This is a genomic window from Streptomyces sp. McG3 (assembly GCF_018619185.1).
GTDB lineage: Bacteria > Actinomycetota > Actinomycetes > Streptomycetales > Streptomycetaceae > Streptomyces.
This window is the reverse complement of record NZ_JAAXYC010000004.1, coordinates 64,954-91,947: the sequence shown is the minus strand read 5'-3', so window position 1 is coordinate 91,947 and position 26,994 is coordinate 64,954. Positions and strand designations below refer to the sequence as shown.

Annotated in this window: 19 protein-coding genes and 7 pseudogenes; 9 read left to right on the top strand and 17 right to left on the bottom strand. The window is 69.8% G+C overall.

Going from position 1 to position 26,994, the window contains the following annotated elements; genetic code table 11:
- Positions 1 to 533, top strand: a pseudogene (locus tag HET64_RS01425) (hypothetical protein); the annotation flags it as partial.
- A 26-nt stretch (positions 534 to 559) separates the two neighbouring features.
- On the opposite strand, the gene HET64_RS01420 reads toward HET64_RS01425, so the two are convergent.
- Positions 560 to 778: a hypothetical protein gene (locus tag HET64_RS01420; protein ID WP_251144611.1), complete on the bottom strand. Its 219-nt coding sequence runs from the start codon at positions 776 to 778 to the stop codon at positions 560 to 562.
- A gap of 45 nt (positions 779 to 823) precedes the next feature.
- Between HET64_RS01420 and HET64_RS01415 the strand changes: the two are divergent.
- Positions 824 to 1,029 (top strand): annotated as a pseudogene (locus tag HET64_RS01415) (IS1380 family transposase); the annotation flags it as partial.
- A 50-nt stretch (positions 1,030 to 1,079) separates the two neighbouring features.
- Here HET64_RS01415 and HET64_RS01410 read toward each other — a convergent pair.
- Both HET64_RS01410 and HET64_RS01405 read right to left on the bottom strand, forming a co-directional pair.
- Positions 1,080 to 1,925, bottom strand: a complete 846-nt coding sequence (locus tag HET64_RS01410; protein ID WP_215101343.1) for a PaaX family transcriptional regulator C-terminal domain-containing protein — start codon at positions 1,923 to 1,925, stop codon at positions 1,080 to 1,082.
- 35 nt (positions 1,926 to 1,960) lie between these two features.
- Entirely contained in the window at positions 1,961 to 2,596 is a 636-nt protein-coding gene (locus HET64_RS01405; RefSeq protein ID WP_215101333.1) for a GNAT family N-acetyltransferase, read from the bottom strand.
- 111 nt (positions 2,597 to 2,707) lie between these two features.
- Between HET64_RS01405 and HET64_RS01400 the strand changes: the two genes are divergently transcribed.
- On the top strand, positions 2,708 to 3,772 hold the full coding sequence (locus tag HET64_RS01400; protein WP_215101331.1) for a S9 family peptidase: 1,065 nt from the start codon (positions 2,708 to 2,710) through the stop codon (positions 3,770 to 3,772).
- A 140-nt stretch (positions 3,773 to 3,912) separates the two neighbouring features.
- Positions 3,913 to 4,212 carry a hypothetical protein gene (locus HET64_RS01395; protein WP_215101329.1) on the top strand — a complete coding sequence of 100 codons (300 nt, stop codon included), beginning with the start codon at positions 3,913 to 3,915 and terminating at the stop codon, positions 4,210 to 4,212.
- Between the two features lie 73 nt (positions 4,213 to 4,285).
- Here HET64_RS01395 and HET64_RS01390 read toward each other — a convergent pair whose 3' ends face one another.
- Positions 4,286 to 4,645 carry a hypothetical protein gene (locus HET64_RS01390; RefSeq protein ID WP_215101327.1) on the bottom strand — a complete coding sequence of 120 codons (360 nt, stop codon included), beginning with the start codon at positions 4,643 to 4,645 and terminating at the stop codon, positions 4,286 to 4,288.
- Between HET64_RS01390 and HET64_RS01385 the strand changes: the two genes are divergently transcribed.
- On the top strand, positions 4,644 to 4,832 hold the full coding sequence (locus HET64_RS01385) for a hypothetical protein (RefSeq protein WP_215101325.1): 189 nt from the start codon (positions 4,644 to 4,646) through the stop codon (positions 4,830 to 4,832). The two genes, HET64_RS01390 and HET64_RS01385, sit on opposite strands and share 2 nt — an antisense overlap.
- A 160-nt stretch (positions 4,833 to 4,992) precedes the next feature.
- A pseudogene (locus tag HET64_RS01380) lies at positions 4,993 to 5,451 on the top strand (ABC transporter permease); the annotation flags it as partial.
- Here the strand turns inward: HET64_RS01380 and HET64_RS38625 are convergent.
- From HET64_RS38625 to HET64_RS01370, 3 genes are all read right to left on the bottom strand, one after another.
- A complete protein-coding gene (locus HET64_RS38625; RefSeq protein WP_251144610.1) occupies positions 5,337 to 5,573 on the bottom strand; it encodes a hypothetical protein in 237 nt (78 codons plus the stop codon). The pseudogene HET64_RS01380 and the gene HET64_RS38625 overlap by 115 nt on opposite strands.
- Positions 5,574 to 5,643: 70 nt before the next feature.
- Positions 5,644 to 10,251, bottom strand: coding sequence for a caspase family protein (locus HET64_RS01375; RefSeq protein WP_215101318.1), 4,608 nt, complete (start codon positions 10,249 to 10,251; stop codon positions 5,644 to 5,646).
- 8 nt (positions 10,252 to 10,259) lie between these two features.
- Complete coding sequence (locus HET64_RS01370) at positions 10,260 to 11,147, bottom strand: alpha/beta hydrolase (protein ID WP_215101316.1); 888 nt, start codon at positions 11,145 to 11,147, stop codon at positions 10,260 to 10,262.
- Positions 11,148 to 11,465: 318 nt separating this feature from the next.
- Between HET64_RS01370 and HET64_RS01365 the strand changes: the two are divergent.
- A pseudogene (locus HET64_RS01365) lies at positions 11,466 to 11,642 on the top strand (transposase family protein); the annotation flags it as partial.
- 105 nt (positions 11,643 to 11,747) lie between these two features.
- Here the strand turns inward: HET64_RS01365 and HET64_RS01360 are convergent.
- Positions 11,748 to 12,968 (bottom strand): annotated as a pseudogene (locus HET64_RS01360) (MFS transporter); the annotation flags it as partial.
- Positions 12,969 to 13,739: 771 nt separating this feature from the next.
- Here HET64_RS01360 and HET64_RS01355 point away from each other — a divergent pair.
- Positions 13,740 to 14,846 (top strand): annotated as a pseudogene (locus tag HET64_RS01355) (M23 family peptidase).
- Positions 14,847 to 15,061: 215 nt separating this feature from the next.
- Complete coding sequence (locus tag HET64_RS01350) at positions 15,062 to 15,268, top strand: hypothetical protein (protein ID WP_215101314.1); 207 nt, start codon at positions 15,062 to 15,064, stop codon at positions 15,266 to 15,268.
- A gap of 801 nt (positions 15,269 to 16,069) precedes the next feature.
- Here HET64_RS01350 and HET64_RS01345 read toward each other — a convergent pair.
- From HET64_RS01345 to HET64_RS01305, 9 genes and pseudogenes are all read right to left on the bottom strand, one after another.
- A complete protein-coding gene (locus HET64_RS01345; RefSeq protein WP_215101312.1) occupies positions 16,070 to 16,390 on the bottom strand; it encodes a hypothetical protein in 321 nt (106 codons plus the stop codon).
- 43 nt (positions 16,391 to 16,433) lie between these two features.
- Positions 16,434 to 17,747, bottom strand: coding sequence for a hypothetical protein (locus tag HET64_RS01340; RefSeq protein ID WP_215101310.1), 1,314 nt, complete (start codon positions 17,745 to 17,747; stop codon positions 16,434 to 16,436).
- Positions 17,744 to 18,154, bottom strand: a complete 411-nt coding sequence (locus HET64_RS01335) for a DUF6221 family protein (RefSeq protein ID WP_215101308.1) — start codon at positions 18,152 to 18,154, stop codon at positions 17,744 to 17,746. Before HET64_RS01335 ends, HET64_RS01340 begins: the two co-directional genes overlap by 4 nt.
- Before the next feature lie 62 nt (positions 18,155 to 18,216).
- Positions 18,217 to 18,430, bottom strand: a pseudogene (locus HET64_RS01330) (ISAzo13 family transposase); the annotation flags it as partial.
- A gap of 297 nt (positions 18,431 to 18,727) precedes the next feature.
- Positions 18,728 to 20,845, bottom strand: coding sequence for a discoidin domain-containing protein (locus HET64_RS01325; RefSeq protein ID WP_215101341.1), 2,118 nt, complete (start codon positions 20,843 to 20,845; stop codon positions 18,728 to 18,730).
- A gap of 282 nt (positions 20,846 to 21,127) precedes the next feature.
- Complete coding sequence (locus HET64_RS01320; protein ID WP_374105525.1) at positions 21,128 to 23,347, bottom strand: discoidin domain-containing protein; 2,220 nt, start codon at positions 23,345 to 23,347, stop codon at positions 21,128 to 21,130.
- A gap of 403 nt (positions 23,348 to 23,750) precedes the next feature.
- Entirely contained in the window at positions 23,751 to 24,842 is a 1,092-nt protein-coding gene (locus HET64_RS01315) for a DUF1996 domain-containing protein (protein ID WP_215101304.1), read from the bottom strand.
- Between the two features lie 830 nt (positions 24,843 to 25,672).
- The gene (locus tag HET64_RS01310; RefSeq protein ID WP_215101302.1) at positions 25,673 to 25,918 is read right to left on the bottom strand and encodes a hypothetical protein; all 246 of its coding nucleotides are present in this window, start codon (positions 25,916 to 25,918) and stop codon (positions 25,673 to 25,675) included.
- Between the two features lie 263 nt (positions 25,919 to 26,181).
- Positions 26,182 to 26,994: a hypothetical protein gene (locus HET64_RS01305; protein WP_215101300.1), complete on the bottom strand. Its 813-nt coding sequence runs from the start codon at positions 26,992 to 26,994 to the stop codon at positions 26,182 to 26,184.

Below are 26,994 nucleotides of genomic sequence, written 5' to 3'. Positions count from 1 at the left end.
CGGTGGGTGTGTACCTGGGATCGGGGTGGGTGGGCGAGACATGGCGCGGACTGCGGGATGAGCTGACCCTGGCGCCGCTGTTCGGCGAGCGATGGGGTGGAACCCTGGCCCGCACGCTGACCTGGCCCGTCGTCGCGGTGACGATCGGTGCTCTCCTGGGGGGTGGCTTCGCCGTCGTCGCCCGGTGGGACCACCACAGCGGGCATCTGGGTGACACGGCCCTTCTCGTCGCCGGATCGGTGGTCATGGCGCTGGGCGCCAGGTTCCTGCGCGAGATGAAACTGGATCTTCCGCTCGAACTGCTCCTTCCCGTCATCACGCCGTTCGGCGACCTCTCCGGGCTGCGTGTCCTCGCCTGGCAGTTCGACGGGTTCGTCGTCGTGTTGATGGGCGTCGCCCTGATGGCCGCGCTTCCGTCCGCGGTCGGTGCGACCGCACTCGCCGTCTGTATCGCCGCCGGCTGCGTCTGGACAGGACTACGCCGCACGGGCTGGGCGCACAGGGGGCTCTTCTCCCGCCTCGCCCGGGTCTAGACCCGGGCGGGCCGGCAGCCCTGTCATCAGGTGTCGAGCAGGGCCCGGGCGTGCTCGTCGGGGAAGAGCCCGTCCCGGGCCACGTGGTCGCGCAGCTCCTGTTCGGTGAACGGGTGGAGGTGCCAGTACCGGCCCCAGTTGTCGCGTCGGGCCGCTTCGACGACGTGGAAGCCGTCTACGAACAGGCGGAACAGGCACTGGCTGTCCTCCTGCCCGGGATCGAGGAATCCCCTCTCGCCGGCCACTGAGTCGAGACGGAGCAGACGGACGCCGACAAGGATGTAGTGGGCGGCTGCCCCGAGGGCATGCGGCTGATCGTTCGGAAGGAACGCCCGCATTCCGGGTCCGGTTGCGGCTCGCCGATGCGGATGGCATGCGGCTGACGAGCTTCGCCACCCCCACCCCGGATCGGCCGATCGCCGAGCTCGAGCTCCGTCACCGGCTGCGGGACCGGGTCGAGGACCGCAGCGGAAACGCCCACGCCACCGGCCTGCGCAAGGGTCGGCGTCTTCGCCCGGCAGACCCGGCCTGCGCCGCGCTCCGTCTTCAGGGCGTGGCCCGGTCTGCTGCTTCCCGGGTGATGTCGGCGTAGAGGCGGAAGAGGGCGGGACGGGTTTCTCCGTGCTCTCGTTCGTGCAGGGCCGCCCAGCACCGGGCGACGAGCTTCCGGGCCTGCGTGCCGGGCCAGGGGTGGGGCAGGAGCTGAGGCGGCAGGAGTGGGTCGGGTTCTATGGCGCGGGTGAGTTCGGCGGCCAGCTCGACCGCGATGGTGAGGAGTGCCGACGGAGAGAGTCCGGCAGGGCCGGTGAGCCGAGCGAGGCGGGGCTGCGCGATGCGGCCGAGGCGGTGGTAGCGGTCGGCGATCTCCTGCAGGGGCCACAGTCGGCGGGCGAGCTCGGCAGGGTCTTGGGCCACGCCCCTGCGCAGGTCCGTCGCGGTGAGCAGGGTGAGCGCATCATGGGCACCGAGGCGGTGGGCCGCTTCTTCGACATACGGTTCCCAGGCGTTGGCACAGACGTACAGTCCGCCCTGGAGCGGGGCGCCGCCGAGGTGGACGAGCGTCTCGCGCAGGGAGTCCCGGGCCGTACGCGCCGACTCGGGCACCGCGAAGGCGGCCAGGTGCCAGACACCGTCCCAGGGTGCGAGCCCGGCGTCCTGCTGGAAGGCGTGGCGGAGGAAGTCCGCGTTGGGGGCGAGAGCACGCGTGGTGTCCGCGGTCGCGTGCAGCTGCGCCTTGCGGCCTCGGCCCTCGTGCGTGAACCGGCCTTCGGCCACCAGGCGTTTGATGCAGAGCCGCACCTGCTGGTCACTCATCCCCAGGGTGTTGGCGACGGTGTACAGCTCGTCCGCGCCAACCGTGCCGTCCTCGCCGATCAGCGCGTGGACGAGCATGCGGGTAGGGACCTCGACGTGGTCCGTCTCGGCGCTCACAGTTCTCTCGCTCCTTTCGTTCCGACGGCGCGACGCATGGTGGTCACCGCGCCGAACCCCAGCGGCCCGCGCAGACAGGGCGTGCGCTCGGTCCGCACGGCCGTGAAGCCGCGCCGCTCGTACAGGGCCCTGGCCCGCGGATTGGTGTCGATCACATCCAGTCTGACCTCCCGGCATTCCTGCTCCATCGCGATGGCCGCCACTTCCTCGATGAGCAGGCTTCCGACACCGCGGCCCCGGATGCCCGGATCCACGGCGATGCCGTCCATGACGAGTTGCCCGGGGGCCGGGCGGCGTTCGAAAAGAGCGAGAAGCAGGAGTCGGTGCAGCCCTCTCAGGCGTCCGTACGCGCGGAGCACGGCGGAGGCCGATGCCCCCGTGCGAGCGGGACCGCCGAGTTGGTAGCCGGCGAGGCCGACGAGCTGCCCGTCGAGGAGCGCGCACACCGCGCGATCAGCGTTCAGGTGGGCGGCGAGGAAGGGCACCGCCTTGTCCGGCGGGTTCAGGGCAGGACCGAGTTTGCGGCCGAAGGCGTCCCAGTACAGCTCGGCCGCCCGCCGCTCGGCTCCGGCCGGAACACCCCGCCGGACGGTGACCGGTTCCCTGTCCGCACCAGCAGCGTCCAGTCCCATGCCCTGCCTCCTTGTCCCGTTGCGACCCAACTTAAAACTATCACCTTCACTACGATCGTAGAGTCTGCGATACTTTTCACTCGTAGGCCCCAACAGAGGTGGTCAGATCCCATGCGCCCAAAGCCCCAACCCCGACGGCGCGCGCTCCACATCGCCGTGTGGTCACTTGCCACGGTCCTGGTCGTGACCGCCGGTCTCGTCGGCGTGGTGCTGTGGCAGAACTCCTATGAAATGGACGAGCGCCAGGTCTCGATCCATCACGGCAACAGCACCCTCAAGGGCGTACTGGCCACCCCCACGGACGGCCGCGGGCGCCACGGCCTCATCGTGTACGTCCACGGCGACGGCCCCGTCGACGCCACCCACGGCGACGGCTACAAACCCTTGTGGGAAGCGAACGCCAAGGCGGGCTACGCCTCCCTGTCCTGGGACAAGCCCGGCGTCGCGGGCGCTCCCGGCGACTGGCTCGACCAGTCCATGGACGACCGGGCCGACGAGGCGGTTGCCGCCATCGCCTGGGCACGCGCCCGCCCGGACATCGATGGCGACCGGATCGGGCTGTGGGGCGCCAGTCAAGCGGGCTGGGTTCTGCCGAAGATCGCCGCCGAAACGCCCGTAAGCTTCGTCATCGCTGTCTCGCCCGCGGTCAACTGGCTCCAGCAGGGCCGCTACAACCTCCTGGCCGAGCTGCGCGCCGACGGCGCATCGGCCTCCCGCACGAAGGCCGAGATCGCGAGGAGCGACGCCACCCGCCGGCTCCTTGAGCGTCACGCGTCCTTCGAGGAATTCGTCAAGGAGATGGGCCGCGACGCGGACGGCATGACCGCCGATCGCTGGGGCTTCATCTCCAGGAACCACACCGCGGACGCCACGCAGGACCTCCGCACCCTGCTCGGCGTTCCGGTGCTGCTGACCCTCGGGGGCCGTGACATCAACGTGGACACCGCCGACACCGAGCGCGTCTACTCCGAGGTGCTGAACGCAGGCGGCGCCTTGACGGTCAGGCGCTACCCGGACGGGACTCATTCTTTGCTCAAGCAGTCCATCGAGCAGTCGGACCTCAAGACCACGCTCGCCGCGCTCTTCTCCCCCCGCTCGCTCTTCGCGGACGGATTCCTGGACGACCAACGACAGTTCCTCAAGGACCTCGGCCGAGGCAGCAACTCCACGCCGTGACGCCTCCGCGCCGGTACGGACCGTCTGTTCGGGCCGCGAGTGCCACGAGACTCCGAGGAGCGACGCCTGCCCGCGGCGGCGCGTCTGGATCAAGGTGAGGGTGCGGGATGACGGTGATTCCCGGGTGGCACCCTGGAGCGATGCGATCCGCAACGGGCATCACCGAGAACGGCCTGCGGCACCTGCTCAACGAGTGGGATCCGATCGGCGTCGCCGACGAGGTGCAGGACGAGTACGACTGCATGCTCATCCCTCTCCTCCAGCGGCTCCGGGGTGGTGCCGACCGGACGGAGATCGGCGAGTTCCTGCGGCACGAGCTGGAGGATCACTTCGGTCTTACCCCTCTGCCATCGGAACCGGAAGCGATGGCTGCCCGACTGATGTCGTGGTGGGCCGTTGCCGGCAAGGCCGATGCCGGGTCGAGGACGCCCCGGCGCTGACGCGTGCCGCCTCCTGTCCCGACCGGGAAACCGCCCAGCGGGCCAACGGGCAAGCTCCCCGACGCGGGCCGGTTCAGGCGTCCGGCGTGTCCCGGGTGAGCCTGCGCACCCACTCCACATCCGCCCTGTGGGAGGAGTGGCCGCCCCGAGCCGGTGACGGTTCGACGGCGGCGCTCGCCGGGTCGAGGAGGCGGCGCAGGCCGGTGCGCATCAGCGCGCCGTTCACGGAGGCGATGCCGCTGAGCTGGAGCACGGAGACACCTTGGTCGAATGCGGTCATGAGCTGGGCGACGTCGTCGACGGGCAGGTGCTCGCCTTCCGGGCGTCCCGAAGTGGCGACCCGCCCGTAGGCGTTGAGCAAGACCTCGACGCGGGCCCGCAGCAGACCGATGAGCTTCTCGTCCCGGGCCGCGGTCGCGATGAACTCCAGCATGGCCCGCCGGGTGCTGCTGACGCTCGGCCCCTCCGACGCCGAGGCCGCCGTCGCCTGGGCCACGAGGCTCCGCGCGGAGCGCCGGATCGAGGAGTACTCGCCGGCGCCCGCCACCCTCGAAGACGTCTACCTCGCCGCCACCGCTCCGAGCGCGGCCGCCACCACAGAGGATGCCGCCCATGCCTGACGCAACCACGACCGCCCCCCGCACCCGGTCGGCCCGTCCCGTGCCCCCGCGCACCGGCCCGGTGACGACCTATCTGACCCTGTTGCGCTGGAACATGGCCCAGATCGGCGCGATGGTTCCGCTGATCATCGTCGTGCAGGCGGTGCTCGCGGCGGGCATCATCGTCGGCTTCGGGTTCCTCATCGACGACATCAACACCCCGGCCGCCCTGTTCCTGTCCACGGGTACCCCCACCGTGCTGCTGATGGTCATCGGTCTGGTGATGGTCCCGCAGGGGGTGGCGCAGTCCCGCACCAGCGGCACGTTCACCTACCTGCGGGCGCTGCCGGTGCCCCGCCCGCTGCATCTGCTGTCCGACCTGACGGTGTGGCTGATCGTCGCCCTTCCGGGCATCCCCGTCTCGGTGTTCGTGGCCTGGCTGCACTACGACCTGACCTACAGCTTCAACTGGCCGCTGCTCATCGCCGCTTCCGTGCTGACCGCGGTGATGGCGACTTCGGTGGGCTACGCGCTCGCCGTGCTGCTGCCGCCCATGCTCGCCCGGCTCGCCAGCCAGATCCTGGTGTTCTTCGTGATGCTGTTCTCGCCGATCACCTTCCCGGCGAGCAGGCTGCCCGACTGGCTGCGGGCGGCGCACGACTGGCTTCCGTTCCGCCCCGCGAGCGACCTGCTGCGCGCCGGGACGATCACTCCCGGGACGGCGATGCCGCGCGTGGTGGCGGTGGCCAGGATCTTGCGCATGCTGGATCACTCCAGGCCGCCGAGTCTGACGACAGGTCCTGGGCCGGGTCCGGAAGGCCGAACCCGGGCGCTACGGTCCGGACAGTCCCCGGGCCCGGCCCGGAACGTCCCGCCCGGTAGCCGCCGTCGACCGGCCCCCGCTGGTACCGGAGCCGGTCGTCCGGGGTGCCGGGAAGGGGCGCGTGGCCCTCTTCGGGTCGTCGGCCGGCTCGGGTGCCGACGCGGGACCAAAGACATGGACGTCCGTATCCGCGCAGACCACGAGGCGCCCGTCGGCAGCGAACTCCATCGCGGTGACCGGTACGCCGCCGGGCATGACGAACGAGTCGGCGGCGTCGCACGCGGGAAGCGGCCAGGCCCCGGCGTGCGTCTCCCACACCGTCACCCGCCCGTCGCCGGCCCCCACCGCGCACAACAGCCGCCCGTCCACGACCCCTGCCGAAAGCGCCGTGACCCGGTTCGCCTGCCCGCCCTGAATCGCCGCCACGGACGTCCCCGGCCCGCCGTACTGCAGTTCCCAGCGGGCCACGGTGACCGTGTCGGTGCCGTCCCAGGCCCGGATCACGGCGTCGTCGCATGCGATGAGGGCCACGGGGTCTCCTCCCACGCGGACGCAGGCAACCGCGACCGCCTCCCAGCCCTTCCGCAGTTCGTGGGGGTTCCGGTGGCTGCCGCGGCGCCACATCACGGCCGAGCCGTTCGCCCGTGCAGCGACCACGGCGAGCGCCCCGTCCCCGGGAGCGCACGCGAGCGCCGTCACCGGGATCGGGCCCGGGCCCTGTTCGAGTCGGCACAACGAGACACCGGTGATCAGGTCCCACACGTCCACGCGGTGCGTGCGGCCGGCGGTGACGGCGACCGGACGGCCCTCGTACCGGCCGACGGTCTCCGCCACGGGCCAGCGAGGCGACTGCCTGTCCATCGACATGCCGCTGGACAGGTCCCACACCTCCGCCGGGCGGTTGGCGGCCCGGGTCAACGCGAGCAGTCGGCCGTCGACGGAGGCGGCGGCCACGCCGGTGAATGCCGAGACGTCGTCCGTGATCGGCGGCAGGGCGGTCGCCCCCGTGTCCATCCGCCAGATCCGAACCGTCCTGTCGGTGCTCGCGGTCACCACGTATCGGGACCGGTCCGTGCCCCCGAGGCAGGCCGCGGCCGTAACGGGCCGGGTGTGGCCGGTGCTCGGCGCTCCGGGCGGCGCCGTCACGTCGCACACGTGCACGGACCCGTCCGGTGCGCCCAGAACAGCGGTGACGGCACCGTCGGCGGAGGCGTGGGTGTGCAAGGTGGTGAACGGCGGCACCGACATGGAGCCGGGCGCCTCGTCCACCGCCTCCGCAGGCGACGACAGGGGCACCGCCGAGGAGGCGGTCAACCGGCGGCTCTCGAGATCGAGCAGGTGGACGGTGCCGTCCTCGCAGGCCAGTACCGCCGTGGGACGGCCGCCCAGGACGGCGCACGACACCGCGACCGCCGGAGACCGCATCGGCAGAGTGCCCACCTCGTGCGGCGCGCGCGCCCACCGCAGCGACCAGACGCGTACGGCGGAGCGGTCCACCGTCACGACGACGGGCAGAGCGTGCACAAGAGCGCAGCCGACCGAGTCGATGGCAGGACGGTCCGGGTCCGCCGCGGTCGCGGTGAGGATGCCGCGCAACGGGTCCCAGACGTACAGGACGCCCTGCGGGCCGCCGGCTACGACCAGATCCCGCCCCCGGCGCAGGGCGGGGTTCCTCGCGTGCGGGTCCGCGTCCACGGTCAGGACCGCCAGGCCGCTGCGGCAGCCGCCGGGCAGCCGCTCCCGCCACGACAGTGCCTTGGCGTCGGCGAGGTCCCAAGCCCGCAGCCGCCCGTCGGCCGACACGCCTGCCACGATCCTGCGTCCGGCCGTTTCGAGGGTGACGAGCGCCTTCGGAGGGGCACTCCTCCGGCCCACCGGTTCGGCCGTGCGGGTCTCTCCAGTGGTGAGGTCGTGAAGGTGAAGTGCACCGTTGGTGGTGCTGGTGACCAGCAGTCCGTGGCCGGCGAGCGAGGTCGCGGTCAGGGCGGTGACCTGCTGGCCCGAGACCGCGTCCGGCAGCGTGGAGGAGCGCCCCGTGGCGAGCGCCCAGGCCTGCGGCGGTCCGTCGCCGAGGGTGACGACGGTGTCCCGCCCCGCAGCCCCGACGACGGCTGCCGAGACGACCGGTCCCCGCCCGTCGGCAAGTCGCTGCACGGAGAGGGTGATCGGCGCGCTGCCGGCCGCGGCCCACTGAGGACGCCAGCGCCCCACCCGGCCGCCGGAGTTGAGACTCGCGAGCAGCACGGCATGCCGATACCTGGCGGCGCCGCACGCGAGGACGTGCCGGCGCTCGTCCCGGGTCATGTCCCGATGGAGGTCCAGGTGGGCGCGGTAGACGGCGGCCGCCAAGCGTGCCTGCTCGGTCCGCAGGCCGTGCAGCCAGGGGGCGAGTCCGGCGGGGTCGGCGTGCACGAGGAACTCGCCGTCGGTGACCAGTTCGTCGAGCCGGTCCGCCGCCGCGGCCTTGGCCGCCAGATGGCGCAGGACGTACGGGTCGGCCGCGTGCCAGAGCACCGTACCGTCCGCGGCACGCGGCACCGTGCCCCGGAGCCGTACGTACCACTGCGTTTCGGCGTCCGGAGGCGCGTCGTGGCGGCGCAGCTCGTCGGCGAGCGCCTGGTGGTAGAGCCGGTACACCGACCGGTCGTCCTCGTCGAGGGCCTCGACGAGGTAGGGGCCGACGGCCTCGTGGCCCAGCAGCAGCGTCAGCCGCTCCGCCGTGGGACCAGTCCGCCCGGGCCCTTCGGCGGCGAGTGCCGCCCAGATCGGGGCGAGGGGCATGCCGTGGCCCTCCGCGTATGCCAGCGGCAGCAGGAGGGTGCTGACCTCGGCGACCTCCGCCGGGGTCAGCTGCTGTGCCAATGCCCACCGGAAGGCCCGGCCGACCTGGGCCGCGGGGTCCGCCGCCGGGTCACGGACGGGCAGCGCCAGCGGCTCTCGTGCGCCCAGCAGTCCGGAGCCGGCGACCGAGCGCGCCATCAGCCGGGCCACCAGGTAGATCGGGGCGGAGGCCCGCGCGATCTCGGCCGCGGCCGAGTCGATCACGGCGTCCGGTACACCGGTGCCGCTGTCGGGCCCGAGCGGTGATCTGAGGACGCTCGCGGCGTATCGCACGAAGTCGTCGGGCTCGGTCCAGTCAGGGGACGCGAGGTCGACGACCCGGGTGTACGGGGCGCCGTCCGCGACCGCGCCCGCGAGGTGGGGGCGGGTGCCCACGAGGAGCCGCAGCCGGGGCGCCGAGGCAACCAGTTCGGCGAGGAAGCGGGCGATGCGGCGCTCCTCGTCGTGGGCGACGCCCGATTCGTCGAGGGCGTCGACGACGACGGTGGCCGGGTCGTCGAGCTCCGCGAGACGTGCGCGCAGCGCCGTCTCGGTGGGCTCCGGGCAGCCGAACGCGGCGGCGAGCGCGGAGACGACCTGCGGTAGCGACAGCGCGCGGGCGTGCAGGGCGACGGTGACCGATCCGGAGGGCGGCGCCGTGCCGGGGGTGACGCTGTCGGCGGGGACGATGCCGCGCGCGTCGTCATCGGCCAGCGCGACGAGCCGGCCCAGCACCGCGGACTTGCCCACGCCCGGGGGACCGGTCACGACATACACCCGGGCGTCGTTGTCGGTCCCGCCCCGCAGCCAGTGGGCCAGTCGGGTCAGCACGCGGACCCGGCCGGTGAAGTAGTGCCCCGTCTCCTGGACGGTCTGCCGGCCCGTGCCGCGCGGTGAGAAGTGCTCGACCAGGTCCTTGTAGCGGCGCTGCCGCTCGGCGGCCCCGTAGCCGGACGCCGCCTTGAGCCGCCGTACGAAGTGCCGCTGCTCGGAGACGTCGAGGTCGCGGTCGATCAGGTCCAGTTCCGGCACGTGGAAGGGGTTCCGGAAGAACCCGGTGGCGGTGTCCCCGCGGACGGTGTCGTCGCACAGCTGGGCCCAGTCCGCGTGGTGGTCGACGCCCCGGCGCCGGAACTCGGCGTTGAGCGCGCCGGTGAGGTCGGGCAGTGAGATGTGGCTGGAGCGGCGGCCGAGCCAGGTCTCGTCGCCGAGGACGTGGGCGAGCGCCGCGCTGAACGCGCCTTCCTGTGCCTCCTCGGTGATCCGGGCCGCGCTGAGCACGCCGAAGGACTTCAGAAAGCGGTGGTCGGTGTTCGGCGCGTGGGCGACCGCGTGCTTGGCCGCGACGGCCCAGGTGAACGCGTCCACGGCGCCCCGGCCCGCGTAGCAGGCGTCGATGACGAGCAGGATCCGTTGGACGCCCTTGCGGGCGGGGAGTTCCACGAGCTGACGGGTACTGAGGGCGGTGATCCGGACCTCGGCCGAACCCGGATCGGACTCCGCGCACATCAGGAAGTGCTCCTGGCCGTCCGCCTGTCCGTGCCCGCTGTAGTAGATGAGGAGGGCGTCGTCGTTCTCGAAGCCCTCGGGGATCCAGCTCAGCAGCGGCCGCAGGACGTCCAGGGGGCCGGTCGGGTCCAGGCTGCCCTCGGGTGAGAAGGGCACCGGTTCGTACCCGACGTCGGCGAGCGAGCCGAGCACCTTGGGCAGGTCGTCGGCGACCTGCGGCAGTTCGGCCAGTTCCTCGTGCGCGTAGTGCGCGGTGCCGAAGGCCAGCACGTACCGCTTCGGCTCCATGGCCTCCGTCACCCCGCCCGCAGCCCCTCGCCGATCGCCGCGCCCGTCTCCCGCGCCGTGAGATGGCGCAGCAGGTCGTGGACCTTCCACCCGTTGTCGACCGGTACGTCGCGCAGCACGCCGCCCGGCGCGGACCCGGCGGGCCGGAACAGGTCCGCGAGTTCCTTCACGGATGCCACCACGTCGTGCCGGTCGGCGAGGTTCGTCCAGTGCGTCAGGCCGGCCGGCCAGTGGCCGCGGCCGGCGAGGGGGGCAGGGCGCAGCCTGTCGTGGACGAGCGTCGGCATGCCGAGCGGGGAGCCGAGGGTCACCAGGGTGCGAACGGGCCACTCGGGGTGGGCGCAGAGGGCCTCGTACGCGACGACGGAACCGAGCGAGTGGCCGACGAGCACGGTCGTGTCCGGCCCCACACGGACGGTGACCGCCTCGATCGCCCGGGCGCGTACGGCGTCCTCGCCGAAGTAGCGGCGGACCTGCCGGAGCACACCGAGCAGGAACCGCTCCGCCACGGGTCCCGGAAGGAAGGGCGAGCGCAGCAGGGTGTTCATGGCGCGCTGTACGACTTGCGGCGTCGGCGCCTTGGTGCCGGTCCTCGGCGCCTGCCCGCGGGCCGCCGCGTCCGCCCACGCGAGGAGCAGTTCCTGCTCGTACGGATCGGTCACGTCGTCCACGGACAGCGAGCCGGACGGTCCGGCCTTGGCGCCGGGGGTGCGGAACGCGTCGCCGTAGAAAGCGACGTCCACGTCCTCGACCGCCGGCACCGTGTCCGCGGGCACGTCCCCGGCGTTCGCCGCCGTCTCGACGCCGTCCGCGAGCGCGGCGGCGACGGGCGCCTGGAGGGTCCTGCGACCCAGATACTCCTGACCCACCCCGTGCACGACCACGACTCGCGCCATCACGGCCCCCTGTCCCCGTTGTCCGTACAGCCATGATCTCCCCAAGTGGGCTCCCGGGGCAGCCCGTTCACGTACTCAGCCCCTCCGTGAGGTACTCAGTCCGGTGGGGCTCGCGGCCAAGCCCTTACCGAAAGATCACGTTCGGTCAGCGCATGACCGAGGTCCGCCAGGTTCGATCAGGACCGGTCTCCGGCCCGGCCCGACCCGACATGGCGGTGTCTCTGAATGATCACCGTCGGCGGATCACGATGTCGTGATACGTCGTCGTGAACTGTCCGATGCCGAGCGGGAGTTCGTCCGGCCGCTGCTGCCCGAGTCATTGCGTTCGAGAGGTTGGTGAAGGTGGTACGGGAGCGTGGAGGGAACGGTCCCCGCGGCGGCCGCCCGTGGTGCCTACCGCTGGCGGACCGGGTCCTGCTGGTGGCCGTCCGCCGGCGCGCCAACCTCACGGCGCGGCAGCTCGCCCCGCTGTTCGGGATCTCCTCGGCCGCTGCCTGAAGGATCATCCAGCGCCCGCGGCCGCTCCTGTGTCCAGCTCGTCGAGGTGGGCGTCCCGGTAGCTCCGCGCGTCATCGAACGAGTCGTGATGCAGAGCGAGGCCGATGCCGCCGCGGACAGGACGACCGGGGTCGCGGCAAGTGCGAAGCACACGGGCAGGGGAAGACGGCCCACCAAGAGCCCTGTGGCAGCTGTCGCGCCTGCCGAACCGGCGTTGAAGGAAGTGTTGACCCACGCACTCGCCCTGGTGCGGCCGGTTGGATCGGCGCACTCATCTGCGATCAAGTAGGCGGTGGTGAGGGCCGGAGCGACGAACAGTCCGCCGATCGCCGCCCACCCGATGAGCATGCAGGGATGAGGGGAGAGCCCCATCGCGGCCAGGGTCAGCCCCATGGCCGCCGCGAGGAGCGCCAGGCGCAGCCTGATCGGGGCCCGCCATGGGACGGCTCCGTAGACAAGGCCGCCGATCGCGCTGCCTCCGGACAGCGCGGCCAGTACCCAGGCGACCAGGGAAGGAGTCTTGTGTTCGTCTGCGAAGGCGATCACCAGAAGATCGAAGGCTCCCAGACACATGCCCACAGCCGCGGAGACCGTGATCGCCTGGCGCATCTCCGGGTCCCCGTGCAGCAGCCATCGGCGCAACGGGGAGAATCGCGCACCGGAGACGAGGCCCTCCGGCGACGTCGGCCCGACGGGGGGCTTCTCCCGGCCGGACCAGCCCCGGACCGCCGGAGACGAGTTCAGGGCGAGTGAGCCGATCAGTACGAGTGCGGCGCTCGCCGCAAGGCCGACCGATGGTGCCGCGACGTGCACCAGCAGTCCGACCAGCAGCGGTCCTGTGACAAAGAGGATTTCCTCGGCGACCGCGTCCAGGCTGTACGCACGCTGCAACAACCGCCGGTCGGGAACCAAATCGCTCCACAACGTGCGCATCACCGGGCCGAGTGGCGGCGTACACGCCCCCGTGGGCACCGCCAGGATCCCCAGCAGGATTCCTGATGTGTCCGGCCACGCGGTCGCGAAGGCCAGTCCGGTCAGCAACAACGCATAGGCGGCCGCCATGGGGCACAGAGCTCGGCGTGGCCCGTACCGGTCGACCAGGCCCGCACGGGCCGGCGAGAGAAGGACACTGGTCAGCGCGAAAAGCGCCATGACGGCGCCGGCTACGGCATAGGAGTCGGTGGCTTCTTTGATCGCCAGAACCAGCGAAAAAGAGACCATTCCATAGGAAAGCCGACCCACCAACGAAGCACCGAACGTGCGACAGGCATAGCGAGTACGGAGCACAGCCGCGTATGAAGGGGCCACGGAAGGCGAAGACATGATCATGTTCCTCTGAGACAGCGCCGGAACGATGGCGCTCACACGTGCATGGGCAGCGAGAACTGCGCCCGGTGGGCGCGGTCATCACTGGCCCCTAGACACGAAGGAAGAACATCCGGGCACCGTAGCAGAACTCGAGAACGAGCCGCCTCCCCTGTCTCGCGTCTGCCGGCAAGCGATGGCGAGCTCAAGCGGTCAGCGCATCACCGCTGTTCGGAAGGTCGGCGCAGGCCTCTGCCGGAGTCCGGTAGCCGTTGGGTTTTCCGTGGACGGTGGTTGAGCTCGTGGGCGATGGCGTCCAGGCCGGCCCGACTGGACGTGCGGAGGTCGCGGACATCAGCGTCACGCTCCCGGCCGCTCCCCGGTGGTGCGAGGCGTCAGGCTCCGGCAACGCCAACCCTGCGCCCCCCTTCCCGGTTCGGGGCGCTCCGGTTTCCCATGATCACCGAAGCCGTGGTCGCCGACCAGCCCGGACAGTCACTGTCCAGCAGCCAGGGGACGGCTCGTTCACCCAGACCTCACCGACAGGCCGCACTCCGACCCGGGACAGCCCTGCCCCGACCGTCATCGACTTCACCGTTCGGCTCCCAGCACCCCCCTTGCATCCATGGCCACTCGGTCTGTTCTGGCGGCTCAAGGACTCGTAAGCTACGCGCATAGAATTGGCGCAGGCATGTCAAGTCGCGGATGTCCTGACGTGGTCGCGCGCGTTCCATCCAGCTCTCGCTCCTGTCGGCCTGTCAGACCCCTCCTCCAGAAGGGACACCACCCATGCTCTCCAAGCTGTCCGTGAGAACCAGCGTCGCCGCCCTCGCCGCCCTCGGCCTGCTCTCCGCCGCACCCTCGGCGACAGCGGCCTTCCGCGACTCGGCCGCAACGCCCGCAGGGGCCCCCGCAACCCCCGCCCAGCCGCCTTCCCTCGATGTCACCGTGAAAATGCCGTCTGCGGTGGGCAACCGCCTCGGCACCGGCCGGCAGGCGCTGATCGACGCCGTCTCCACAGACGTCCTCTCCCGGTCCTACGACGCAAAGGGACTCACCCCGAAAGCCGCCGTCAGCAAACTCGCCGGCGAGAACCGCAAGGTAGTCGTCGATGTCCGTACCGTCTCGGCCGACTGGGCTCGTGGCGTCGCGTACATCGAAGCACCCCGCACCCACCACGGCGAGCCGGAAGGCTGGCTCTACATCGCTCACCGCAAGGCCGGGCAATGGATCTCGGGTCTCGAGGGCGACCGCGACTTCGCCGATCACGTGGCCAAGTCTCCGCTGGTCGGCAAGGCGGAGCGGCGGACCATGACGGCATACGCTCAGCGCAGGGCGAACCCGCAGCAGGAAGCGTCGGCGGCGGGAACCACGGCTGCCAACACAGCCGGATTACTGCTGCCCTGGATGCCCGACCACTACATGACCCTCACCGGCGGAGCGCACTCCCACACCGGCTCGACGGACTACTGGAGCAGCCTCGACTTCGCGGGAGGCAACGCCAGCGGACGGGTCCGCTCGTCCCGGGAGGGAACGGCGACCTCGATGTGCGGTGCCGGAGGCGGCTGGACCAGAGTAATCCACCCCGGCGGCTTCTCGACGGACTACTACCACATGTGGAACACCACCTACTACAACGCAACATCGATCGCCCGCAGCGCCCTGCTCGGAACCATCGGCACCGACACCTGCGCCGGCGGAGCCGCGACCGGTGCCCACGTGCACTGGAGCCTGCGCACGTACGACGCCAACTACAACGGCCAGTACACCTGGCTCAACGGCCGCACCATCGGCGGCTGGGCCTGATGGAACGGCTCCGGCCAATACACCGGGTGCGCAACCCGTTCGGGTGTCACCGCCTGCCCCGGCACAGCGATCTACAACCGCACCAGCTGACCACCGCCCTGTGCCTTCGCCCCGGGACAGGACCCCCGGGGCGAAGGCACAGGGGGCCGGCATCGCATCCCCTGATCGGCTCCCTCGATCCTGTCACCAGCCCACTGACACGAGCCGATCCGGGATCGGCAACGGGGCGCCGCCCAACTACGGGACAGCTCTTGGCCGGCAGGCCATCAGTAATTGGTCTGTACCTGTCGGGGCAGAAGAGCGAGATGAGCGACGACACCATCTCGATCACAGTCGAACTGCACGGCGGACCACTGGACGGGCAAACCACCTCCGTGACCCTCACAGATGAGGACCCGTGGGTTGCGCTTCCCAACAACGGCTGCACCTTCCCGGGCGGCAGCAGCATCTATGCGCCCGACACCAACGGCCGCTGGGTGTGGCAGGACGACCAGCCGGCCGATACCCCGTGACCCCGCCCGCATCCCCCGGCCCCACGGCAGCACCCGGAGGGAAAGATGGTGAACCGCATGCGCATGACAGCTACGTGGCCGGCTGACCTCGCGGCAGCTTTACTGTGCAGGGAAGAGGAGGTACTCCTCGGAGTCCTTCAGCAACCCGACTATCCCGCGCTCGTGTCATGTCCGATCTGCGATGAGCGCCCGGAAAGCGTCGTGTCATGTGTCGAGGACCCAACTATCCACGGGCGCTCGGTGGTTCTCGTGGACTTCAAGCCCTGTCGGCATGGAATCCGGGTGCCCACCGACGAATAGCAGACCTCCGGAACGTTCGACCACGACGCTTCCCCATGCCCATACGCGGCGAGGATCTTCTTCTCGTCCCGCATTTCGTAGCCAGTGTCCGGGCAGTCAACGACGTTGCGACCCAACCGGTCCACCGCAGCTGCGACGAGACCGTCGTACGGTCCCTCCTCGTCACGCAGCCAAGGACCCGGTTCTGGGCGGGTCACGGGATCGGTGCGCCCGAGACTTCCCAGTCATCCGCCCAGCCGATGATGGGCGCGCCCACGGACGCGGCCGGGGTCAGCACGTTCTCCCGCCGGCGTTCAGGGGAAGGCGTCGCCGGCTTCACGCGCGACAGTCGCCGCACTCCGAGCAGGCATGTGCCGCATCCGTCACAGGGACGCCCGATCGCATGGGGATCCGTACCGTGCCTCTGTTCCTCCAGCCTCCTCCGCCACCGCTCGACGAGCTTGGCTTCCGTGGCGGGCAGGGGTCGGGTGAGTTGATCGCGACAGGTCCCGATCTCCTCGATCAGCCGCAGCAGGTCCTGGGCGGGCCGCTGCCGGAGGGTCGGTCCACCTCACCGAGCAGGCGTCGGATCTTCCTGATGTTCGAATCCTTCTTCTCCACCGGCTGCGGCTTGGGGGCCTTGGCCGCCCGCGGGTCGGGAGCGGCGGTCCGATGCTCCGTCCTTGCCGGGGCGACGGTGACAGGACGGCCGATCAGACGAGTCCGCCGCTCCCCCGCAGTTTCGAATGAAACCGACACCGACCGGCCCGCCGTATCGCTTCGCCGCGCTGTCGCGTCGACGGCGATCACGCGGTCACGCCCATCGGCATCGGCACGCGTCATCTGCGACCCACACCACTCGCCTCACCAAGTGATTCGGGCGCGCCTACGCGGGCAGGGCAGGGAAGACAACCACCGAGCCGTCCCTGTTGCGGGCGATCTCGATCGTCACGTCCGTGGCGCGGCTGTTGACCGTCACATTCTCGCCCAGCCGGTTGATCCGGTGTGCCGCACGCATCAGGCGATCGACTTCACCGGGCGTGAAGACGGGCCGCAATCCGTTCGGGCGAGCCAGCTCGAGCGCCGACAGGCGTAGCAGAACCTCGGCGATGCCCGACTCCATTTCGTCGAGGCGCTGCTGGTCCCGCTTGAGTTCACGCGTGAAGCTCTCGAACACGTTGCCAGGGTTGTTCTGCGCATGCTCGACCGCTTGCAGGACAACGACCCGCCGCTTCAACGCAACCGCCAGCGAGGCGAGTTCGAGGTGGGCACGGAATTCGCCACCCTGGTCGTCGACGCCGGGGAACGACTTGGTCAGTGTGCCGATCTCGACGGCCTCGCCATCGGGCAGCGCATCAAGTGTGTTCTGCCACCGGGTGAGGCGGCGGCCGGCCTTGCCCAGCGCCGTGTCGATGGCATACACCGCCGAGTCCAGTCCCAGCGAGACACCGAGCTTGCCCTGGTCGAGCAGAATCGCGGTGGCCTTTTCGATGGCACCTCGGCAGCCGTCGAGGGCACTGTGCTCGTCTTCGAGCTTCTCCTCGTGCAGTCGCTCCAGCAGTTCCGTGATGTGTTCGATGGCCTGCTGACGCTGCTGGTCGGCATGCGCACTCACCCCCACCGCCACGGCCATGAGCACGAGCGGCGCGGCCACGGTGAGCGCCGTGCCGCCGGCGGCCGCGATGCCGGCCGTCGCACCTGCTCCACCGGCTGCGCCCGCTGCCGCCGCCTTACCGACCGGAACATACGTCGCCTGGGCGACGATGCGGCCCATGGGATCCACGAGTGGACTACGGACGCCACCGGCCACCGCCCTCGATGCCATCTGGCGGACCATGCCCTGACCGACCTGGGCTGCGACCTTCGCCGGAATCACGATGCGATACAGGTTCTCGCCGGCGGCGGTCGCCGTGGCCGCAGCGGAGGAGTTCCGTGCTGTCTGCGTGACGAGCTGCGACAGGTGCTGTGCCAGGGGACTCACAGCATCGAGCGGGAGGCCTCGGCTGCGGTCGAGCTCGTGGGGCAACGGATGTACCTCGAGAGTGGCGATCGGCTCGTCGGCCAGGACGGCCAGCACGCCGCGCAACTCACCCAGGCGCTCAGCCGTCATCGGCCCGTCCCCGACCACTGCGGGCACCCGGACGTCACCGGTCGCGAGCGTCCATACCGGAACGGCTGTTGCCTTGCGGTAGTCAATCATCGTCTCCCCTTGCGTTCCCACAACAGCCTACGGCGTCGGGGGTAGTCAGGGTGATCGGCGTAAGGTGACGCGAGGTCGAGCAGGTCATCGCAGGGCCAGGTCTCGCCGTCGTACTGGCAGTCATCGCGGTTGTCCCACGGCAGTTCGGGGTCGCCCGTGGCTGGACTGAGCACATGGCGGGCGAGCACGCGTCGCTTGGCCTCGACCTCCCGCAGGACGCGAGCCGGGTCGTGCAGCGCGACGTGCAGGGCGATCGTGGGATGGAAGCTGGACAGTTCTCCCTGGCAGAAGTCGACCGTGTGCCCATGAGCGGTCCACTCCCCGCAACCGTCACCGTCGCAGCGTCGGGCCAGGACGGCCTCCTCATCCAGCCGTGCGTGGAGGAACATCACCAGGTCTTGCCTCATGAGGTCATCCTGGACGATGCGCCAGGCCTGGTCGCCTGATTTCCATGCTGCGGGCAGGACCGGTCTTGGACGAGATCGGCGCTGATCCGGCGCCCGGCCAGGGCCAGCTCCGCCGCGAGCGTACGGGTCCATTTCACCGTCCACCGAAGCGGCGACATCGGGTCGCCTCTGTCGTCGGGCTCGACCAGGGCCAGTCGTGCCGGTCGCAGCCCCCTGATCCAGATCGGCGACCCGTCAGCGTCCTCCGCCGGGACGCCGGACCCGCCCCAACGGCTGGACGGCGTTGACGGTGGACCAGCACAGGTCGGCTGTGTCGAAGTCCGCGCTGTGCTCGGCTCGCTTCTCGGCAAGCGGGTGGACCAGACTGCGGTAGGTTCGCAAAAGTTCCGAAGCCGTTTTCGCGTCTTTGCCGATCCACCCGTTCACGTGGGCGTGCTGAACAGGATCCTGCATGCCAGCCGCGCGCCCGACGTGTCCTGCCGGTTGAACGCGGTGTCCACAGGCCGGTGCACAAGGGGGCGGGAGGCGTGGGGGCCGCTCCGGGCCGGAACGGCCCCCGAAGGTTCGAGCCGATCAGCTGTAGACGCCGAACTCGTGCAGTGAGTAGCCCCAGCCCGTGCCGCGGGCGCTGAGCTGGAGCCGTACGTGGCGGGCCGTTTCGGTCAGGGCGATGGTGTCGATGTCACCGTTGCCGGTCGTCGTGGTGTGGACCGTGCGCCAGGCGTTGCCGTCGTCCGAGACCTGGACCTGGTAGGACTTGGCGTAGGCCGGGTCCCACACCAATTGCAGGGTGCGGACGGGCGTCCGCGCGCCGAGGTCGACCGCTATCCACTGCGGGTCGCTCCAGTCGCTGGCCCAGCGGGTGTCGAGCCGGCCGTCCGTGGCGCGCTCCGGCGGGCAGGGGCAGTCACCGTACGAAGCCTGCGAGCTGGACGCCGTGGTGGGCTTGCCGAGGGCCACGTTGGTGCCGGTCATCGGGGGCGCGACGACCTTGACCGACTTCGTCTCGATGCCCGCGTTGCCCTTCCCGTCCTCCGACTGGACGTAGACCTTCCACACGCCGAGCTTCTCGGGCGCGGTGACCGCGAACGTGCCGTTGCCCGTGGACCGGAACTGCGCCGGTACGAGCCGCTTGTCGCCGTTGGCGTAGTTGCCGCTGAGGAAGATCTTGTTCGTCACCGGGTCGTTCTCGGGGTCGCGGATGTCCGCCCGTACGGTGAACTCCCCACCCGCCGGGGCGGACCCGGCCGGCGTCACCGTCATGCCGCTGATGACCGGCGGCAGGTTGTCACCGGCGTTGGAGCCCGTGAACGCCTTCTTCACCGAGTAGTACGACAGACGCTTCAGGCCGTCGGGGATCAGGTTGAACCACACCCCGCCGAAGTCGTGCTCCAGGCCGTAGTGGAAGAGGGTCGCGCCCAGCGCCACGCCCTGGTGGCCCGTGGTGCAGTCCCAGGCCTTGGTGTAGCCGTCGCGCTTCTGTACGTCGGTGGGCTCGTCGGGTACGCCGTTGGCGTCGTCCGGTACCTCCCACTCACCCGCGGGGCCGGTCTCGGTGATGATGTAGGGCTTGGTGTAGCCGCCCTCCACCCAGTCCTGGCGGACGCCGCAGATGTCCCCGTAGGCGTTCATCGAGTACAGGTCGAGATCGGGGGCGTTGCGCTTGTAGTACGGCCAGGCGCCCGTCCACGCGTCGGTGGAGGTCACCGGGTGGTCGGCGTCGATGGCGTGGATCTTCTTGGCGGCGTCGTTCACGAAGGTCGTGTACGCGTTGCGCTGGGCTTCCAGTTCGGTGCCGCTGTAGCAGTTCTGGAGGCCGAGGACGGACTCGTTGCCGACGTTCCACATGAGGGTCGCGGGGTGGTTCTTGTACGTCTCGACCCACTTGGCGATCTCGGTGAGCATCGTCGACTTGTACGCGGCGTCGGTGACGTAGTTGGCACAGCCACCGCTGCCGGGGCCGCCGCCGGGCTGGAGCCAGAAGCCGTTCATGACGCGCAGGCCGTTCGCGGCCGCCGCGTCGAGAAGGGGTTTCGTGCTGGCGTCCGTGCCCCAGGTGCGGACGGTGTTGACGCCCATCGACTTCAGGTCGGGCATGTAGCGCGGAGCGTCGGCCATGGACGGGCCCCAGGTCAAGCCCTTGACGGTGTACGGCTGACCGCCGACGGTGAGCTGCCAGGCGCCCTGGCTGCCGGTGACCTTGACGGCGCCGCCGACCGGCGGCGGGGTGTCGCCCTGGGTGCCGTAGACCTGGAACTCCCAGAGGGAGTAGCCGTATCCGCCGGGGCGGGCGGTGCCGAGCATCCGGACGTAGCGGCCGGAGCCGGTGAGGGCGAGGTCGTCGGTGCCGCCATCGCCGTCGGTGACCTTCCGGATGGTGGTCCAGTCGGTGCCGTTGTCGCTGACCTGGATCTCGTACGCCTTGCCGTAGGCGCCCTCCCAGGTGAGGACGGCCCGGCTCAGGTCGGACCGCTTGCCGAGGTCGATCCGGATCCACTGCGGGTCGGACCACTGGCTGGCCCAGCGGGTGCCGGTGAGGTCGCCGTCGACGGCCTGGGCGGCGGAGAGGCCGTCGCCCTCCTGCGAGGAGGCGGTGGCGGGCTTGCCCTGGGAGATCAGGGGATCGGCGGCCCGTGCCTCGGTGGGCGCGGCGAGGACGGTGAGGGAGGAGGCGAGCAGGGCGGCGAGCATCAGGGTGAGCGCGGGTCTGCGGAGGGAGGGGCTGCGCAGGGAGGGCAGGGGAGGTCTCCGGAAGTGGGGCAACGAAGGCATTGCGGCTCCTGAAGGGGGTGAGAGTGATGAGAGAGAGATGGGCTGGGTGCGGGAACGCGGACGGCCGCCGTCGGGGAGGACGGCGGCCGTCCGTGGGAGAGAGAGCCGAAAGGGGTGAGCGGTGAGCTGCCCCCGGGCCGGGGTCAGGCCCGGCCCGGGGAGTCGTCCTCCGCGGGCCGGTGGTTCACCGCGGAGGGCGGATCAGGGGAAGGAGACCAGGGTGGAAGGCACGGTGGAGGTGCCGGCCGGGACCGTGGAGGCTCCGGTGTTGTTGATGACGTAGTTGTAGTGGCCCATTCCGCCGAGCGACACCACGAGCAGGCTGTGGAACTTCACGCCCGGCTTCACCGGGGCCTTGAAGCCGTGGTCCTGGCGGATGGTCGGATCGACGTTGTAGTTGCAGTAACTGCCCATCCCCCAGCCTTCGTGGACGTCGACCGAGTCGTCGACCCGGTAGGCGGCGAAGCCCTTCGTGTCGCCGTTCTGGATGGCGGCCTGGTCTGGTGCGTCGTACGCCTTCTCGTTCTGGTAGAAGATCGTGCGGCCGCGCTCGCCATACCACTCCACGTCGTACTTGTTGAAGTGTTCGACGAACAGGCCGGTGGCGAGCACGTCGTCGCCGTACACCCGGACCCCGTAGTCGGCGCGGTTGGTTTCCCAGCCGACGCCTTCACCGTGGTCGGCGCGCCACACCCAGGTGTGGTCGATGATCACGTCGTCGCTGTGGACGGCTATGGAGGTGGTTGCCTTCCCGGCGCCCGCGCCGCCGATGCGGACGTAGACGTCCTGGATGGAGGTGGGGTTGGCGGCGTGGTCCGCGGAGGAGTTCTGCGGGCCGAGCTCCAGCAGGGTCGGGGAGTTGACCGTGCCGGCGTCGATCAGGAAGCCGGCGAGCTTGACGCCGTCGACGTCGGCGACCTTCATCGCGGTCACGCCGTTGTCCGGGATGATCGTCGCGAGGCCGAGGCCGAGGACGACCGTGTCCGCGCGGTTGACGTTGATGGTCTGGTCGACGTGGTAAATGCCGGGCGTGAAGAGGAGGTTGAGGCCCTGGGACAGCGCCTGGTTGATCGTAGCGGCGGTGGCGCCGGGCTTGACGACGTAGAACTGGTTCAGGTCGATCGACCTGCCCTGCGGAGTGCCGTTCCACGAGACACCGCGCGCGTTGGTGCGCTTGGCCGGGACGAAGACCTTGTACGTGTTGCCGTCGAGGTGGAGGAACGGCTTCTCGCGCGAGATCGGGGTGGTCTGGAGCGTGGTGTAGCGGGGCTCCGGGAACGAAGTGGCGGGTGCGCCCTCGACGCCCGAGAAGGTCTGGTTCCAGACAGAGTTCGACCAGCCGCCGATCGAGCTCTCGCGGGTGTACCACTGCTGCTGCGAGTAGTTGCCGACCTGGCCGTCGATCTTGGAGTCGGCGATGTAGCCGCCACTGGCCCAACCGTAGCCGTTCGGGGCCAGATTGAGGCCGCCCTTGACGTGCATGCGGCGGAAGGAGGCGGCTTGCGAGACGGCCCAGCGGTTGGTGCCGCTGACCGGGTTGACGGCCAGGTTCTCGGCCGAGCGCCAGAAGTTCTGCGTCGCGTTGCCGTTGAACCAGCCGGCGTCGACGGTCACGTCACCGTTGATGGTGGTGTCGTCGGGCTTGAGGCCGAGGCCGGAGATCGAGGTGTAGAAGCCGATCTCGGCGTTGAGGTTGTTGTAGGTGCCGGGCTTGAAGAGGAACTGGTGCCGCCCGTTGCCGAAGTGTGCGGCCTCCTGCTGGTCGAACACCTCGTCCAGCTTGGCCTGGATGTTGGGCGTGGAGGGGTCGAAGACGTGCACGTTCGGGCCGAGGTCGCCGCCGCCGGGCAGCTGCGGGCCGCCGGTGCCGCCGGACTCGCCGTACACCTTGAACTCCCAGAGGGAGAAGCCGTATCCGGTACCGCGGGCGGTGCCGTACACCCGGACGTAGCGGGCTTCACCGCTGATGTTCAGGGTGTCCGTGCCGCCGTCACCGGTGGTGGTCTGATAGGCGGTCGACCAGGTGGAGCCGTTGGTCGAGAGCTCGACCCGGTAGCCCTTGCCGTACGCCGCCTCCCAGTCCAGGACGATCTGGCTGAGCTGAGTGGTCGCGCCGAGGTCGACGCGGATCCACTGCGGGTCCGAAGCGGCACTGGACCAACGGGTGGTGGTGTTCCCGTCGACGGCCGAAGTGGCCGGGGTGCCGTAGTTCTCCTCGCTGGACGCGGTGACCGGCTTGCCCTGGGAGAGCAGGACGGGCGCGGCCTCGGCCTTCGTGGCGGGGACGAAGGCGAGAAGGGTGGCGGCCAGCGCGGTGGCCATCGCGGCGACGATACCGCGGGTCACCGGTCTCGGTCTGTGGGTACGGCGGCCGGTGCCGTGGGACACCGGGGCCGCTGGGGATAGGCCGACTGTGGGCATGCGGGTGCTCCTCGAAATCAATCTGCGACGGGAGAGCGCTCTCCCGGAACCTTGCCTGCCACGCCAGTCACGGTCAAGGATCCCGGCAGTCCTTTTCTTTCATCTTTTATTAAGCCGCTACATCTGTACGGGGGTGGCGTCGGCACCCGGCCGGGTGCCGCGTGCTCGTGGATTCCCGGTCGCCCGACCGAACGGCCATCGTCCGCCCCTGCGGAAACGCGGTTCGCCCTGCTCGGGGCTCCGGCGGCCCGGGCTGTCACCGATCTCCGCCCCCATCTCCGCCTCCGGCACCGGGGAGTTGGGGTCAGACCGTCGCATCGCGGGCCGGCTTGTGAAACAGCCCGGCAGCGTCCCGGAGAAGGCGGGAAGCGGCCGGGCTGTGGGGCAGAGCCGCCTGCCGGGTTTACGGCAGGCGGTGGTCGGTGGTCAGTGCGGCACCCCGTTCGGGCCGGTAGAGATCGAAGCCGCGGGTGTCGCACTGCAGGCCGCCGACGATGCAATGGTCGACCAGGGCTTTGAGAGTGCGCTCCTCCCACGCGTTGAAGAAGTCGTAGTGGAAGGAGTAGCCGCGACCGCTCGCAAGACGTACCTGGCTCATGTCGCCGTTGACCGGCCACGCCATCTTGAACTCGATCATCGGCAGGGCGACCGGGTGGGAGGCCGGGCACATGTTGTCGTTGGTGCCGGGCTTGACGACCGGGTAGGCCATGTGGGTCTGGTGGTTCGGGGTGTCGAGGTACTTTCCGTCCCAGCAGCTGGGGGCCTGCATGCGCAGATTCAGCTGCACGTCGGGCCTGCTGGGACAGCTTGCCGGGATGTCGGTGTTGAAGAAGCTTTCACCACATTCCCAACCCTCGACGAAGCCCTTGTGGCTGCGGAACTCCTGGGCGCTCTGCATCGGGTTGCCGACGACGAACCGTAGCCCCTTGGGGAAGGGCCGCACGCTCCGGTAGTCGGTGACTCCCGCCTTGTAGTAGATGACCTGCGGTCCGACGGGCAGAATCTTCTGATCGCCCTTGTAGAGCGAGGGCATCCAGTACGCGGAGGCATCCACGGGCACCTTGCAGGAGGTGTTGCCTCCGTAGAGCGAGCCAGTGGTGCTGGCAGCGTCGGTTGTGGTGTTGCCCATGAATGTGTGGTCATGGGACTTGCCGAACTGGCCCGGGTAGACAATCGGGTCGTCCGGGGCGGTGTGGGTGACGGAGCAGCCGGCCTGGAACTCGTGATGGTAGGCCGGGGGCGGGGTAGCCGTGGACGGGACGACGCCGGTGACCTGGGGAACGGCCGGGATGTAGCCGTCCCCGTCGGTGTCATCACCTGATGCCTGGGTGGACACTGCCGCGGTGTGACCGGTGTGGTCCGCTGCGGCCGTACCGGTGGTTACGAGAGGGGTGCCGGCGTCCGTAGCGGAGGCGATGGTCCCGATACCGAGGACACTTGCTACGAGAGCTGTTCCGACGAGAAGTGCTGGAAGCCTTCTCGGACTCGATCTCATGAGGATCTCCTGCACGCGGGGTGAGGCGCGCGTGTGTACGCGGACACGCACGCGACTTCGGTGGACAGATCTGTGCGTGGTGCGCGGTGGTGCGGTCGGCTAGCCGGCTAAGGCTCCGCCGCCTGGTTCGAGGGTTGTCAACCCTGCCAGAGGCACGCCAAAACTGGGCATACCGAACATCTGCTTGAAACTGGAGAACTCGGGAGAGCGCTCTCCCGTACCATGTCGCTCGTCCTGGTCGTAGTCAATACATTGAGCGTCCCTCTCCATCCGCCGTGCGTTGACCCGTGGTTCGGGTGCCGCGAGGGTGTCTGTCGCAACGCCCGCTTCCCGTGAGGCGGAGCAAGCACAGGGAAGGGGGAACGTCGAAATCGGCCTGCTCCCGGTCGGGCTCACCTTCCGCCCCGGCGAGCAACTGCGCCTCGTCGTCAGCGGCCGGTCCCTCCTGGGCACGATGACGCCCGGAAACCACGAGTGCACCGCCCCCATGGCGGACGCCACCTCATCCACACCGGAGGCGACCGGGCCTCGTGTCCTCAGCCGCTGGTCAAGCCGCGTGACCCGGAGCGCCCGCCCGGCCCGGCGTGGCGTGCCCGGCCGTGCCTGGCGGGGCGGTCTTCACGGCGTACCCGATGAGGCCTCGAACCGGCCATGTCTTCCTGGGCCCGTCGGCGAAAGGGCGCGGCGTCGGCATCAACCTGTGGGCCGCGCTGGAAGCCAGCCGACGCCAGGCGGAGTACGTGGTGGTTCTGCACCTGCCCTGTCCGAGTAGGCACTTGGCGGCGGTTCTCGACTCGGCACGTCTCCAGCAGCCGCGTAGGGACACGTTGTCAGCGGGCGCGCCAGGGCGCGCACTGTGCGTCGTCGTTGTGCGGCGCGTACCCCAGCTCCTCCGCCATGGCCCGGGTCGAGTGCAGCAGTTCCGCCGAGAGACCGACGAGGGCCTCCTCGGTGGTGCCACGTGCCGGCATGACGAGGGTGACGACCAGCGGCAGCGACTCACCGTCGGTGAACACCGGTGCCACCAGCGAGGTGACACCGGTACGACCGTGTTCGCCCGCTACGGTGCAGCGCAAGCGACTCAACCACCGAAGAAGCTCAGCCGGACGTTACGGTCGGTATTGCTGGTGTTCGTATCCACCAAACTCCGTTAAGGCAACCGTCACGCTACCTGGTCACGTCCCCACGGATCGATCGGCGGACCCGCTCCCAGGAGTGGCCGGGCTCCCTCCGGACACGAAGGTGACCACTACGAAACTGAACCTGGACACTGCCTGGCTGCGCCCTGGTAGCGGGCTGCGTGGCAGCGCCGAGGCGCAGCCAGGCTTTGGGGAGGTAGTCAGACGCGACTGGCCGCCAGGTCATTGAGGACGGCGTTCACGGTGGACCAACACAGGTCGGCTGTGTCGAAGTCCGCGCTGTGCTTCGCTCGCTTCTCGGCGAGCGGGTGAACCAGATTGCGGTAGGTTCGCAATAGTTCCGACGCCATTTTCGCGTCTTGGTCGATCCATCCATTCACATGGGCATGCTGAACAAGGTCCTGCATGCCAGCCGCGCGCAGCGGCTTGGAAAGTGGCGTGGCGGCAGGCCTGACTTCGGCTGCGTGTACAAGCACGCCTTCGAGGAGGCTGCCGAGCATGATGACCGCAGAGGTGTAAGCGCCGTTTTCCTGACATGTGTGCGCCTCATCCAGACGCAACTGGACGGCGCGGGCCAAGTCGGGATCAGCGACGATGTCGGTGATCGTGACCTTGAGTTCGACTCGCTGTGGCCGGGGTGGGTTGTCAGGATCGTACGCAACGAGGTTGGGTCGCCCGTTGCGGTAGTCGACGCGTAGGCCTTCGAGGGCCAGGACTTCCTGGAGCCGTTCGATGACAGGTGTGTACTCACTGGCTTGTTGCTGGTACTCACGCCGGTCGGCCAGGCGCAGTGCGACACGCTCGATGTCTCCGGCGTCGTCTTCCTTACGCTCACGCAGGAGGTCCAGAAGCCATGGGTGTCGTGGGCTGCCGTCGTGATCGGGAACATCTTCCCAGCCAGCCCGGCGGAGGAAGGGCGCCAGCTCCCAGCCACCGCGACGTTTCATGCCGGCCTCATCTCCGCTGATCATGGCAGCCAGCTCTTCGAGAGTGCTTTCGTCGAAGTTTCCCAT